The organism is Streptomyces cyaneofuscatus (genome assembly GCF_033109485.1).
Taxonomy (GTDB): Bacteria; Actinomycetota; Actinomycetes; order Streptomycetales; family Streptomycetaceae; genus Streptomyces; species Streptomyces cyaneofuscatus.
In genome coordinates this window covers 4,278,418-4,290,637 of record NZ_CP137002.1, presented here as the reverse complement: position 1 = coordinate 4,290,637, position 12,220 = coordinate 4,278,418, and the positions used below count along the sequence as shown (strand labels likewise).

The window sequence follows — 12,220 nt, the reverse complement described above, 5'->3', positions numbered from 1 at the left end:
CTAACCGGCCACGGCCTTCGAGCAGTGCGCTACCGCCGTACCACCACTACTACGGGATGAGCCGGAGCAGCTTGTTCGGCGAGCCGGACCCGATGCCGGTGAGGACGTTGTTCGTCGCACCGTTCACCAGGGCGGCGCCCACGGCGGCCGGGGAGGCGCCGGGGTGGTTCGTCAGGTAGACCGCGGCCGCCCCGGCGACGTGCGGCGCCGCGAAGGAGGTGCCGTTGCCGGTGTAGGTGGCGGTGTCCGAGGTGGCCCAGCCGGCCGTGATGTCGGAGCCGGGCGCGAAGAGGTCCACGCGGGGGCCGTAGTTGGAGTAGCTCGCCCGTGCGTCGGTCCGGGTCGTGGCGCCGACGGTGAGGGCGGTGTCCACCCGGGCGGGCGAGTAGTTGGACGCGGGGGCGTTGGAATTGCCCGCCGCGATCGAGTACGTCACCCCGGCCGCGATCGACCGGCGTACCGCGTCGTCCAGGGTGGTGCTGGCCCCGCCGCCGAGCGAGACGTTGGCGACGGAGGAGGAGGTGCGGTTGGCGGTGATCCAGTCGACGCCCGCGATGACCCCGGCGGTGGTGCCGGAGCCACTGTTGTTGAGGACGCGCACGGCGACGATCTTCGCCTTCTTGGCCACGCCGTAGGTGGTTCCGGCGGCGGTCGTGGCGACGTGCGTGCCGTGGCCGTTGCCGTCCTGGGCGGTGGCGTCGTTGTCGACGAAGTCCCAGCCGTACGAGGCCCGGCCCGCGATGTCCTGGTGGGTGATGCGGACACCGGTGTCCAGGACGAAGACGGTGGTGTTGCCGCCACCGGAGTCCGGGTAGGTGAACGTGCCGTTCAGCGGCAGGTTCGGCTGGTCGATCCGGTCGAGGCCCCAGGGTGCGTTGGTCTGGGTGGCGGTCGAGTGGACCTGTCGGTCCTGCTCGACCGAGGCGACCGCCGGGTCGGCGGCGAGCCGCTTGGCCTCGGTGCTGCTGAGCTTCGCGGCGTAGCCGTTCAGCGCGGAGGTGTAGGTGCGCGTGATCTGCCCGCCGTAGCCCGCTATCAGCTTCTTGCCCTGCGTCGCGGAGGCGCCGAACCCGGCCGTCTCCTTCAGCGTGACGATGTAGCTCCCGGGGACCGCGCCGGCCGCCCCGGCGTGCAGGACTCTGCCCTCGGGCGCGGGGGCGGGGGCCGCCTGCGCCGGTAAGGCCGCTCCGGCTCCGACGGCGAGCGCCAGTGTCGTGGCCGCGGCGATCGCTCCGGCGATCCTTCGCTTGGTGGTGCGCACTGCTGCCATGAAGAAGTCTCCTCGAACGGTGGCGCGCCAGGGGTTCACGCGCCGGGGGATGCGGCGTACGGGGTTTCGTCCGCCGCATCCGACGATGGCGGGGCGCGTTCGGGCGGGGCAAGGACGCCCCGGGAGATGTCATGACCGCGCCACATACGTGACTGCGCGTCAACTCCCCGCACACACAAGGCAATACGGTTGTTGCGCGCAGTGCACTTTCCGGCGCTACTCCTGCCGCAACGGCGCCACCGTCAGCAGTCCGCAGCCGTACGCCTTTGCCGGGCCGATACCGGCGAGCAGGGTCGCGGAGAAGAGCTCGACGTCGCGGATGCGCAGGCGCCCTTCGAACGTCGCGCTGTTGAAGGTGACCCTGCGCGTCCCGTCCCCCTTGGCGAAGGAATGCCTGCGGCGGGCCGTGATCCGCACCTCCTGGGGACCGCTGCCGGGTCGGACGTCCTGGACGTCCCGGACGTCGTCGGAGGGTTCCGCCAGGCCGGGCGCGGCCGGGTCGGTGCGCGAGCCGGAGACGCCGAAGCCCCAGCGGTCCGTGTGGCCGAGGAACCAGTCGAGTTGGGCCTGCGCCGTGCGATGGGCGACGCGGAAGCCGCGGGCCTTGGCGCCCTCCGGCACCCGGGCCAGCTTCTTGGCCTGGGACGGGGTCAGGAACTCCGGTTTCACCGTGTTGCGTACGGGATTGGCCGTCAGCCGGAACGCGTACTCCTGCCCTTCGGCCAGTCGCTTCAGCAGGGGTTCGTAGTCCCGTACGGCCGCGTGCTCACCCGCCGCACCCGGCCAGCCGGCGCTCTCGACGAGATGGGTCCAGTCCGGCCGGGAGCGGCTGAGGACATAGACGTGGGGGCGGTACGGGTCGTCCGCGTCGAGCCGCCACAAGGTGCGCTCGGCGCCGGGCGGACCCGGGAACCCGCCCTGGACCGCGCCGTGCAGGACGTGCGGGCTGGCAAGCAGCCTGCGGCTCTGGGTGCGCAGCGGATTGATGCGGATGCGGGAGAGGTACGGCACAGGGTCACCCCTCCAGGAGGGCGAACGGATCGTGGAGCTCGTCAGGGGTCGCCACTCGGGTTTCCCGCTCCCCGGGCGGGGGCGTGTCGGCCGGTACGTCGAAGAGGTCACGCCGTACCCGGCGGCTCGTGAAACGGCGGTCGAGCGGGTCGAAGGAGACCGGAGCGTCGTGCAGCGTGTCGTCGCCGTCGGCGGTCTCCAGCGTCACGGGGCAGGACACGGTCCAGGAGGCGTCGTCCCCGGCAGGTCGCCGGTGATGGCGCTCATGGCGCGCTCGCGCCGCCACGGACGGCTGCCAGGGGTGGGTGCGCAGCACGTGCTCCATGCCTCCCGGCCTCAGTCCGAGAACGAGTGGCTGAGCGGGAGGGCAGGAACGGCGGCCGAGTGCCAGCGGGTACGCGGGTGCGCGCAGCTCCCGCTCCACCTCGGCGAGCGTCTCCTCCGCCCCGGCCAGCGCCACCAGGAAGACGGCGTCCTGGAGGTAGTGACGGGAGGTGATGTGGGTGTGCTTGGCGGGGGAGGTCGGCCGCTGCTTCCCTCTGCTGTTGACTCCGGTCTGCGGCAGCGGGACGCCCCGGTGATCACTGACCGTGTGGTAGTCGCGCAGGGGGACGCCCGGGACGTCCACGCGGACGCCGAGGCGCAGTCCGGCCAGGTCGCCGAGCGGATCGGTCCGGTCGAGCCCGCGGGCCGCGGCGAGCAGGCCCACGACACCGGACTTGGTGGGTTCCGGCCGGGTGCCCCTCCGGTTGAACGCGTCCTCCGACCCCCAGGACTGGAGCGGCCCGGCCAGCCTCAGGAGCAGCACGGGACCGGTGTCCTGCGCCGCGCCGGTCATACCGGCTCCGCACGGTACGCGCTGTCGATGTGCGCCTCCAGACCGTCCAGCAGACCGCGGAAGTCCCGGCCTGCGCCGAACGCCGCCTCGACGGTTTCGGCTGCCTGGCCGCCCCGGCCGAAGGCGTGGACCGCCGCGGTGTACGGAGCCGCGTCGCCCCACAACTCCGCCACCTTGGCATGCTCGTTCGCGAGCCGAACGGCGGAGGCGGCGGCGATGCCATGCTCCTGCGTGGAGACAGGTGCCTCGAAGGCGGAGACGAGATTGACCGGCTGGTCGGTGCGGACGACGACGGCCACGAGGCTCGGCAGCGTCCGGTGCGCGAAGGAGTTTCCGTAGCCGGCGGGTACGGAGCGGGCGAAGGAGGTCACGAAGTCGCGGACCCCCGCGACGGTGGCGGGCCAGGCCGCGCCTTCCTCCTGTCCCAGGGAGAGGTTGTGCCGGAGCTGGTGCAGCCCGATGGTGGCGTAGCGGTAGAGCGTCGCGGAGTTGAAGCCGATGTGGCCGATCATCCCGGCCCCGGTCTCGTTCCTCTTCTGCGTCTCGTCGTCCACGGCCGTGAAGTAGTCGAATTCCAGGTCGACGGCGTGGGTGGAGAGGGCGTGCGCGACCTGCGTGGACGCGTCCACCCGAAGTGTCGCGAGGTCGGCCACCATCCGGCCGAAGAGAGCGACATCCAGGGGATGGCCGGTACGGAAGATCTCCTCCACACCCAGCCCCGCCGTCTCCTCCGCGAGAGCCTTGTCGTCGAGGGCGAGCAGCTCGGGAGCCCGGTCCGCGGCCAGAGCCACCAAGCGGTCCAGCTGGCGCTGCCCGTAGAAGAAGAGATAGGCGGTGTCGCCCTCCTTCTTTCCCGCCTTGATGCCCAGGGGTGCGAGCAGCGCCGTCGCCAGCCGTACGGCGGACTTCTCGTCGGCCACATCCGCCCGGCACAGGCGTTCGGCCAGAGCCGCCGCGACAGCCCGCGTGCGGGTCGCGTGGTCCTCGACGGGCCGGCTCTCGGCGAAGTGCAACCGGGTCGCCCGCTTCCACGCCTGGGAGGAGACCCGGGAGCGGCGTACGCCCCCGTAGACGGCGTCCTTCGGGTTGCCCTGGTCGTCGCGGTTCATGTTGGCGGGCGGGACGGTCTGGATGATGTGCACGTCGACGTAGGCGCGCGGGGCGGAAGGGGCGGGGGGCATGAGGCGGCCTCCTGTGCGGTCGGGAAACGGTCATGGCGCGGCGCTGCCGGGGAGCGCGGGACGGAGCGCTTGCTCAGGCGGGGTCCGGGCCCGGCTGCTGCCGCCCCTGGGACGTCTTCTCCCGGTCCTTCGCGTTCTGGGGGCCCCACACGTAGTACTGGAGTCCCCACCTCCGCCTGACCCGCTGGCGGAGGTCGGTCTTCTGCCAGTCGGACAGATCCCGCAGGAGCACGTCGTAGTCGAGGGGAATTGCGGCGGCCCGCAGGTTGGGGATCATCATGCGCAGCCGGTAGAGGAGAGCGGGCAGCCCCTCGGACTCGACGGTGGCGGCGACCCGCCGGTCCAGCGCGTCGGAGCTGAACCGCTCGCGCAGACGCAGCTCGTGCAGGGCCCGGCCGAGAGGGACATGGCGGCGGTGCATGGGGGTGGACTGGCTCTGCTGGTGGAGCCCGTAGAGCGCCAGGGCTCCGTGTTCCGCCTCCAGCGCGTGGGTCACCCGGCCGTCCGTCGGCGTGGTGTAGTACGGCCACATCGACGGGACGGATGCCGCCGCCGAGCCGAGCCCGGCCCGCAGGGCGGCGAGTTCCTCGCCGGGCGGTCCGCCGGGCATGTCGCCGCGCCAGCCGTTCTCCTTCCGGTACCGGTGCCAGTAGCGGATCGGGCGTCCGTCGCCCTCGGTCGCCGCCTCGTCCGTCTTCTGCGGGGCGCCGGTGGAGTGGGGTGCGTCGGTCACGTGCGGCCTTCCATGAGCGGGGGTCCATGGTTCTGGTACGGGAGCGGTCGGTGGCCCGGGGCCTCAGGAACGGATCGTGGAGGGCTGGGGCAGACGGCGCAGGATGCCTCCCAGCGCACGGCGGAAGGCAGCCTCGGCGGTGCTGAGCCGGAACATCTGCTCGGAGCCGTTGTTCAACTGGACCCGGCGCCCGCTGACGACACCGGGCACGGCGGTGCCCAGCAGTTCCTCGGCGACCTGCCACGCCGCCCACCGGGCCGCCCCCTCCCAGTGCGTCAGGCGGGTGTCGCACGCCTCCTCGTCCTCGCCCACGTGCCGCAGGTCGCGCAGGAGCGCCAGCACGAGCGGTCCGAGGAGGGCCAGCAGCCGCTCACCGGGCTGCTGCCAGGCCAGTGGCGGCACCGGTTCCGCTCCGGCCGCGCGGCGGAGGTGGCCGTCGAGACGGTTGACGGCACCGGCGAGCTCCTCGGCGTGGAGCACCGCCTCCAGCAGAGCGGCGCGCACCGGGCCGTCGTACCGGAGTGCGGCGAGCGGGAGGGGCACCTCGTCGTGGAAGGAGTCCTCGACATGGCCGAGCTTCGTCCCGTACGTCATGCCGGTGAGGTCGAGCCGGAGGGGGTACTCCGGGTCCAGCTCGTCGCGGGCCTCGGCGAGGGTCATGAGGAGCTGCGTGGTCTCGTGGCGCCGCCCGGCCGATCCATCGGAGGGGTCGGGGACCTCGGGGGCGTGGGCGAAGGCGAGCAGGGCGTTGAGCCCCCGCCAGCCGGCCCGGCCGGTGACATGGCGCAGGGGCCGCTTGGGCGCGGGGCCGTCCACCGCACCGGATGCCGGCTCCGTCCCGGCGCGGCCGGTGGTGGGGCGACGGCGGTGGTGGGCGGTCGTGCGGGTGTCGATGACCCAGGCGGTGTGCGGTTCGTCGTCCGGCGTCAGCTCCAGCCGGTCCCCGCCCGCGAGAACGACGCGGGCCACGTACAGTCCGCCGTCACCGTCCCGTTCGGGCAGGAGCAGAGCGCGCCGGGACTGCCAGGTCCATAGGTCGAGGAGGCCGGTCGCCGGCCGCTGCCGCCATGCCGGGGTGGCGGCGCAGGGCCGGTGCGCGGTGCCGTCCGCACAGCGTCGGTGCGTGATGTCCACACAACGCCACTGGGGGGCGTCCTCGGGAAGCACGCGCTTCTTGAACGGCAGATTGAGCAGCAGGGTCTCGAAGAGCGTCCGGCCCCGGGGCATAACGACGCCCAGGGAGCCGAGCGGCCCCACCGGGTTCCCCGTCGTCTTCCCCTGCTTCGCCTGCCGGTCGCCCACGGCGCCGGTCTTGATGGCCCCGGTGTCCCAGCAGTGCGTATGGAGCAGCCACCGGGCCGCCTCGCCGGGGTCGAGACGCAGCTCATCGCCGTCCGTACGGGAGGAGAACAGCGGCACGTTGTTGCCCTGCGCGGCAGTGGCCACCAGCGCGGTGGCCGACTTGGTCTCGTCCTTCGCCGTGTGCAGGCCCCGCACCTGAGCGAAGGGATGAGCGTCGTCGAAGAGGCCGAAGCGCGCACGGTGCTCCTCGCCGTAGCCGAGCAGCCTCTCGGTCTGCCGCTCCGTGAAGCGGCCACGCCGGAAAAGGGCTGCCCAGGCCTCGGCATCACGGGGAAGCAGCTCGTGGAGGGCGTCGAGAACGAAGGGCAGGAGCAACTGCCGGTACAGCGCCGGGCGCTGCGTGGGCGTCTCGACCAGGAGATCCGCGTACCGGTGCGCCTCCGCGAGCAGCCGGAGGACGCCGGCCCTCTCGGTCTCCCCGTCGGCCGCGACGAGCGCGGGCTGCCATGCCTCGTCCAGCAGGTTGTACAACCGGCCCCCCGGTGAGATCCGTGCGCAGTGCGTAATCAGCCTGCCACAGCGTGGAGTTCTCCGCAGGCGCTTCGCGAGATGCGCATCGTCCGGCGTGCGGATACCTCAGCCCCCGGTGGCCGTGCCCCCGAACTCCTCGTCGGGCCCCTCGTCCAGCAGGCCGAGCTCATGGTCGTACCGCAGCCGCCGTCCCCCCAGCCGGGTGCGCAGGTCGGTGTCGAACACCAGGGCGCGGCTCCGTCTCAGGCGGCGCGCGCCGCCCGCGTAGGAGGGCGCCTCCCACGCGGGCAGCGGATCGAGGAGCTCGCCGGACGGCCAGCAGTCCGGCGGCAGGCGCACCGCTCCGCAGCGGATCGCCTCGACGGCCGCGTCCGGGATCCCCTTCACCGATCCGTCCGGGGCGAGGCGGTGACCGAGCAGTGAGGTGTACCCGTGGTCGTCACGGATGACGGCAAGGGTCTCGACGGGACACCCCTCCCCGCGCACCAGCGCCGGAAGGTGCCACTCCTGGTGGGGGGTGGAGAGGTAGGAGAGGCCCGCGAGGTGGGCCGAGCCGTGTTCCCCGCGCCGGGTGAGGGCGTGCTGGGCCGCCTGGGCCTCCGCCGATGCCGTCTGCCTCCGCCCCTCTTCCCGCGCCTGAGCCACCCGGTCCCGCCACGCTGCCGCGAACCCGTGCGTTCCACCGTGTGCTGCGGCCACCAAGGCGTCCACGTCGTCCGGCAGTTGCCAGCCATGCCCGGTGGCGGCGGCCTCCTCGACGAGCGCGGTGGCGGCCACCAGCCCCGCCCTCCCGTACAGGCGCACGGACTCCTCGGGGAACGTGGGGCCGTCCCGTCCCTCCCCGCCCCCGGCCGCGTATCCCGTCACGAGCAGGCCGGCGGCCGGGGCGGGGTCGGCGCGCAGGGAGCCCAGCCGGGCGAGCAGCGACTCGACGGGGGCCACGTCGCTCACCAGCAGATCGACCTGCGCGGGAAAGGCCCGCTCGACGAGGTGGTCGGCGATCACCACGTACCGGCCACCACCCCCGGCGGCCGCCCGGGGTGCGAGGCGGGCGAGCACTTCCCGGGCCCGTACCGCCTGAGGACCCGCCGCGAGCTGGGTGTGGAGCAGGACCACGGTGTCCTCCTCCCGCAGCGCCTCCCGCAGGACGGGCAGCAGCGTCTGGGCGCGCTCCGCGCTGTTGCGCACGATCAGGGCACGCTGCCCCGGGCCGAGGCGGGCGGCGAGACGGCTCGCGAGGAGCCCGTCCGCCTGCCGTCGCGCCCGGGCGTCCCCCGCGAGCGACGCGGCGCTCTCTGCGGCCGCCTGCACGTGGACCGGCCGGCCCGCCCCCGCATCCACGCCCCGCGCTGTCGTCCTGGGCAGCCCGTCGGCCACCCAGGCGGCCGTCACCCGCGGATGCGCGGGCGCTGCGGCGGGGACCGCTCCCCGGTACGCCTCGTCGCCGAGCGCGCCCCCGAGCCAGGCATCGAGCAACCGGCCGCGCCCGGCGTCGGAGAGCGCCGGGGCCAGCAGCACCACCGGGACCCGCGCCTCCCCCAGCCAGCGCAGCGCCTCCAGCAGGTAGACCCGGGTGCGGGCGTCGAGGAAGTCCGCGATGTCCAGGACGAGCACCTTTCCCACCAGCCCGGCCATCCGGACCATGACGTACTGGGTACGGACTGCGGCGGCCAGCGCCTGGTAGGCCGGAGCCACGACGAAGGGGGCCAGCAGGCCGCGCACATGACCGTGGAACCAGTCGACAGGCAGGAGCGTGCCCCGGCCCTCCCCGGCGAAAGCGCCGTCCTGCGAGCCCGGTTCGCCGGGGCACTCCGAGACGAGGTAGCGGCCGAGCGCGCTGTCCGGATACGTGGTGGCGCTCCACTCGGGGTCCAGTGCCCGCAACTCGTGGAGCAGAAAGGCCTTCTCGGCGTACGAGGCGTCGAGTTGACCCAGCCAGGCACGCACCCGGCGGAAGACGTCGTGGTGCGCCGACCACTCCGGGACCCCCACGAAGATTCCGGCGGCCTTCCTGCGGGAAGCCATGATCTCCGCGGCCACCAACCCCGTATCCAGGACGTCCCCGTACGTCTCCACGACCAGCAGACCGCCCGAGGGCATGGCGCGGGTCAGGCCGAGCACCGCACGCGTGAGCCCCTCGTGGCGCCAGTCCGGCCCGTACCGAGCGTCGAGGACCGAGTCGTCCGGTTCCGGCAGCGCCGGGCCCCAGCCCTTCGCGGGAACGGCCGGGGCGCACACCTTCCTCACCCGCTCCCGGGAGAGCGCGTAGCTCACCCGGGAGGGGTCGTCGACGCCCTCCAGCCCGCTGCTCAGCCAGTCCGCCAGCTTGAGCAGCCCGCACAGGGCGAGTTGGGTGGTGCGGCCGGGCACCTGGACCGGCGGCCGTCGCGCCCAGTCGGAGAAGCCGGTCTCCTCGCTGATCCGCGACAGCAGGGCCGCGCGCACCTGCTGCCAGCGGGCACCGCCCAACAGCCGGTGCCGGAGCCGCGAGGGGAGCAGCCCGTTGGCCCCGGGGATGTCCCCGTGGTGCCCGGCGATCAGGGGCCACAGCCATTCCCGGTGCACGCGGGGCCATCCGGCCTGCTTCAGCGCTTCGCGGAGGAGATGGGCGCCCGCCCGTTCGTGCCGGTAGCCCGTGTTCCGCTCGTGCACTCCTGCGTCGTACTCCAGACCGGCATCGAGGACCTGCCGCGTGTACGAGGGAAACCGCGCCTGGAACATCGGCGTGGCCTTCCCGAAGTCGTGCAGCGCACAGATCCAGCGGAAGAGCCGAATTCCGCGCCCGGGAGCTCCGGCCACGGCGTCGAACTCGCGCTTGAGCGCCTCGGGAGCGAGCAGATGCCACAACTCCTCCGCTACAGCGGCCGTGTCCAGGGAGTGCGCGGTGAGCAGACAGACCGAACCACCCCCGTGGGACGGGGTCTTGGCGATCAGGGTGTCCACCGCTGCCCGAGGGCAAAAGGCCCCGGCCTCCGGCAGCTCTCCGGCCCCATGCGTCCGCACCACGACCAACCCCTCTCCACCGCACGCCTGTTGCGACAACTCTCAGGACAGGATCACTCACGCACTGCCATCATGGCTGCCATGCCGTCGCGCTGGCACGAGGACTGCCGCCTATGTCTGCCGTCGTTCCGGGAAGGCCTGCGCACCGGGTGGCTGCCCGACGCTTTCGGGGCGGCCGACCTCCTCGCCGCGCTGTCGGACGGCGGCTTCCTCGCCTCACCGGCCGACGTGCCCGCGTTGATCACCCGGACTCCCCCGCACCGGTTCACCGTGCCGGTGGGTGAGCGCACCCGGGAGGTTCCGCTGATGCCACCGCCGGTGAACGCCGCCCTGCACGTCCTCACCGAGCGCGCCCTCCGAGGCCACCGCCCCCACCCCTGCGTCCACAACGCCACGCGGACCGACTGGCGCTACCGTGCGGCCTACCGAGCCCGTTCGGAGAGCCTGACGGCCCTGGCCTCGGACGGACCACGCCGGCTCCTCCAGCACCTGGACATCGAGAACTTCGGCCCCGCCGTGCGGTGGGGCGTGCTGCTCGGTGCACCGTGGATGACGGACGAACTGGCCCGCTCCCTGCGCACCGTGCACCGGCACACCGGGCAGTGCCTGGTGCACGGCGCGAGCTGGTCCACCCGTCTCGGCTCGGCGCTGCTCGCCCCGGTGGACGACGTGGTGGCCCGGCAGGCGGGCGACTCCTGGGCCCGGTGGAGCGACGGCTGGCATGTCGCCGTACGGGACGCCCGCGAAGGCGAACGCGTACGGCAGACCGTGACCGAGGCGCTCACTCCCCTGGGGCTGCGCCTGTCGGAGCGGAAGACCGTGCTGCTCGACCCGGCCGCTGTCACCGGAGGGGTGGCGGCGAACGTCGCGGGCCCCGCCGACGAGGTCTGGCGCCTGGCCACGCTCCACGACGACGTACGCCGCTACCGCTACGCACTCGTCCGCGCCGCCCCGGCACCGGACATCTCCAACGCGCTGCCCGCACTCGTACGCGGTCGCCCCGCGCTGCTGCCCCGCGCCGCCCACTACCTGGACGGGGCCGCCACGACGCCCGAGGGCGCCCGGGCGTTCACCGAGCTGCTGCGGTGGGCGTCCGAGGAGGGTCCCGGGCACGGCCGGAACGCGCCGTTCCGGTGCGGCAGGCTCCTGGTTCTCGCGGCCCGTCACCCCGCCCTCGCGCGGCTGGTCCCGGAACCCGTCCTGGACCGATGCCGCGCCTCCCTCCTGCCGCCCCTGCGCGAGCTGGCGGAACGCGCGGCCGTGACGGGGCGCGGTCCTGGGGCGGTCGCCGATCCACTTCCCCGGGTACGCGCCTGGAGAGAGCGCGGAGCGTCGGCCGAGGACAGCCCGCCGCAGACCGCCACCTATCTATGAGCCGCCTGGCCGAACCCCCTCCCGGGCTCCCGCCCCGAGCTCCGGCCCCCGCCCCGTACCGGACGACCGAACGCCGAGGCCCTGATGCAGCCGACCGCCCCCTTCCGTTCCTGGCACTCCGGTGAGGAGGCCTGTCTGACCACGCCCGACGAGGCCGCCCTGCGAGGCGTGGGCACGTTGCTCGGCGCCGTGGACGCGGCGCTCCCGCCGGAAAGCTGGCACCTCAAGGGCTCGGCCGCGCTGCTCGCCTGGTGCGGGCCCGGTGCGCGGATGCCGGAGGACGTGGATCTGTCCTTGGCCGAGGGCGCGGCAGGGCCCCTGCTCACGCCGGGTGTTCTGCCGACCGCCGGGACCGGGGCGGAGGTGCGGATCCTGCGGTCGGAGCGGATGGTCTTCCGCCGCAGCGGACGTGCCCCTGTCCACCGGGCCCTGGCCCGTATCGAGGCGGCCGGGCTCTCCGTCGAGGTACCTCTCAACCTCGCCCTGGCCCCGGACAGCGCGGCGTACGCCGGCACACGGACCGGGATGCTCCTCTTTCCCGCGGGCCCGCAGCCGTCGGGAGTACCCGCCGCGACGTTCGGCCGCTGCCTGGCACAGAAGCTGCTGCGCTACACCCTGCCGAGGTCCGGCGGACGCGTCGCCACGCGCTGGACGGATCTCCTCGACTTCCTCGTCTGCGCGTCCTCCACCCGGGCTCCCGGTCTCGGACTGGTGGCCCTGCGCTCCGATGTCGCAGCCGAGTTGGGGGCCGTCGGGCGCGATTGGCCCACCTTGCCCACGCCTCCCGCCGAGTGGCTCGACTTCTGGGACGCGGCGATGTTCCGGTACGGGCATTCCCACGGCCGGCTGGACGAGGCCGTGGAACGGGCGGAGGCCTTCTGGAGACCTGTCCTGGCCGGCCGGCCCGGCGAAGCGGGTGCCGTCGGCGTGTGGGACCCGGCGACATGGACCTGGGCGGCCGGTTGAGTGCGCTGCCC

The 12,220-nt window shown here is 73.5% G+C and carries 9 protein-coding genes; 2 read left to right on the top strand and 7 right to left on the bottom strand.

Annotated elements, in window-relative coordinates; all coding sequences use genetic code 11:
* Nucleotides 1-49: 49 nt before the first annotated feature.
* The 7 genes from R2B67_RS18980 to R2B67_RS18950 all read right to left on the bottom strand — a co-directional run bounded on the left by R2B67_RS18980 (nucleotide 50) and on the right by R2B67_RS18950 (nucleotide 9,809).
* A complete protein-coding gene (locus tag R2B67_RS18980) occupies nucleotides 50-1,270 on the bottom strand; it encodes a S8 family peptidase (RefSeq protein WP_317819720.1) in 1,221 nt (406 codons plus the stop codon).
* A 216-nt stretch (nucleotides 1,271-1,486) separates the two neighbouring features.
* Nucleotides 1,487-2,281 carry a type I-E CRISPR-associated protein Cas6/Cse3/CasE gene (cas6e, locus tag R2B67_RS18975; RefSeq protein ID WP_317819719.1) on the bottom strand — a complete coding sequence of 265 codons (795 nt, stop codon included), beginning with the start codon at nucleotides 2,279-2,281 and terminating at the stop codon, nucleotides 1,487-1,489.
* Between the two features lie 4 nt (nucleotides 2,282-2,285).
* Entirely contained in the window at nucleotides 2,286-3,119 is an 834-nt protein-coding gene (gene cas5e / locus R2B67_RS18970) for a type I-E CRISPR-associated protein Cas5/CasD (RefSeq protein ID WP_317819718.1), read from the bottom strand.
* Nucleotides 3,116-4,300 (bottom strand): type I-E CRISPR-associated protein Cas7/Cse4/CasC, encoded by a 1,185-nt coding sequence (gene cas7e / locus R2B67_RS18965; RefSeq protein WP_317819717.1) that lies wholly within the window; start codon nucleotides 4,298-4,300, stop codon nucleotides 3,116-3,118. The genes cas5e and cas7e overlap by 4 nt, the downstream gene beginning before the upstream one ends.
* A 73-nt stretch (nucleotides 4,301-4,373) precedes the next feature.
* Entirely contained in the window at nucleotides 4,374-5,033 is a 660-nt protein-coding gene (gene casB, locus R2B67_RS18960) for a type I-E CRISPR-associated protein Cse2/CasB (protein ID WP_317819716.1), read from the bottom strand.
* Nucleotides 5,034-5,096: 63 nt separating this feature from the next.
* Nucleotides 5,097-6,866 (bottom strand): type I-E CRISPR-associated protein Cse1/CasA, encoded by a 1,770-nt coding sequence (gene casA, locus R2B67_RS18955; protein ID WP_317819715.1) that lies wholly within the window; start codon nucleotides 6,864-6,866, stop codon nucleotides 5,097-5,099.
* Nucleotides 6,867-6,971: 105 nt separating this feature from the next.
* Nucleotides 6,972-9,809 carry a CRISPR-associated endonuclease Cas3'' gene (locus R2B67_RS18950; RefSeq protein ID WP_317819714.1) on the bottom strand — a complete coding sequence of 946 codons (2,838 nt, stop codon included), beginning with the start codon at nucleotides 9,807-9,809 and terminating at the stop codon, nucleotides 6,972-6,974.
* Between the two features lie 132 nt (nucleotides 9,810-9,941).
* On the opposite strand from R2B67_RS18950, the gene R2B67_RS18945 reads away from it, so the two are divergent.
* Nucleotides 9,942-11,243, top strand: a complete 1,302-nt coding sequence (locus R2B67_RS18945; protein WP_317819713.1) for a hypothetical protein — start codon at nucleotides 9,942-9,944, stop codon at nucleotides 11,241-11,243.
* An 84-nt stretch (nucleotides 11,244-11,327) separates the two neighbouring features.
* On the top strand, nucleotides 11,328-12,209 hold the full coding sequence (locus R2B67_RS18940) for a nucleotidyl transferase AbiEii/AbiGii toxin family protein (protein ID WP_317819711.1): 882 nt from the start codon (nucleotides 11,328-11,330) through the stop codon (nucleotides 12,207-12,209).
* Nucleotides 12,210-12,220: the final 11 nt, after the last annotated feature.

What these genes read in the sequence shown, in the direction of transcription:
- cas5e (WP_317819718.1), bottom strand. Translation starts at nt 3,119, where the DNA reads ATGACCGGCGCGGCGCAGGACACCGGTCCCGTGCTGCTCCTGAGGCTG.
- R2B67_RS18940 (WP_317819711.1), top strand. Translation starts at nt 11,328, where the DNA reads ATGCAGCCGACCGCCCCCTTCCGTTCCTGGCACTCCGGTGAGGAGGCC.
- cas7e (WP_317819717.1), bottom strand. Translation starts at nt 4,300, where the DNA reads ATGCCCCCCGCCCCTTCCGCCCCGCGCGCCTACGTCGACGTGCACATC.
- R2B67_RS18945 (WP_317819713.1), top strand. Translation starts at nt 9,942, where the DNA reads ATGGCTGCCATGCCGTCGCGCTGGCACGAGGACTGCCGCCTATGTCTG.
- R2B67_RS18980 (WP_317819720.1), bottom strand. Translation starts at nt 1,270, where the DNA reads ATGGCAGCAGTGCGCACCACCAAGCGAAGGATCGCCGGAGCGATCGCC.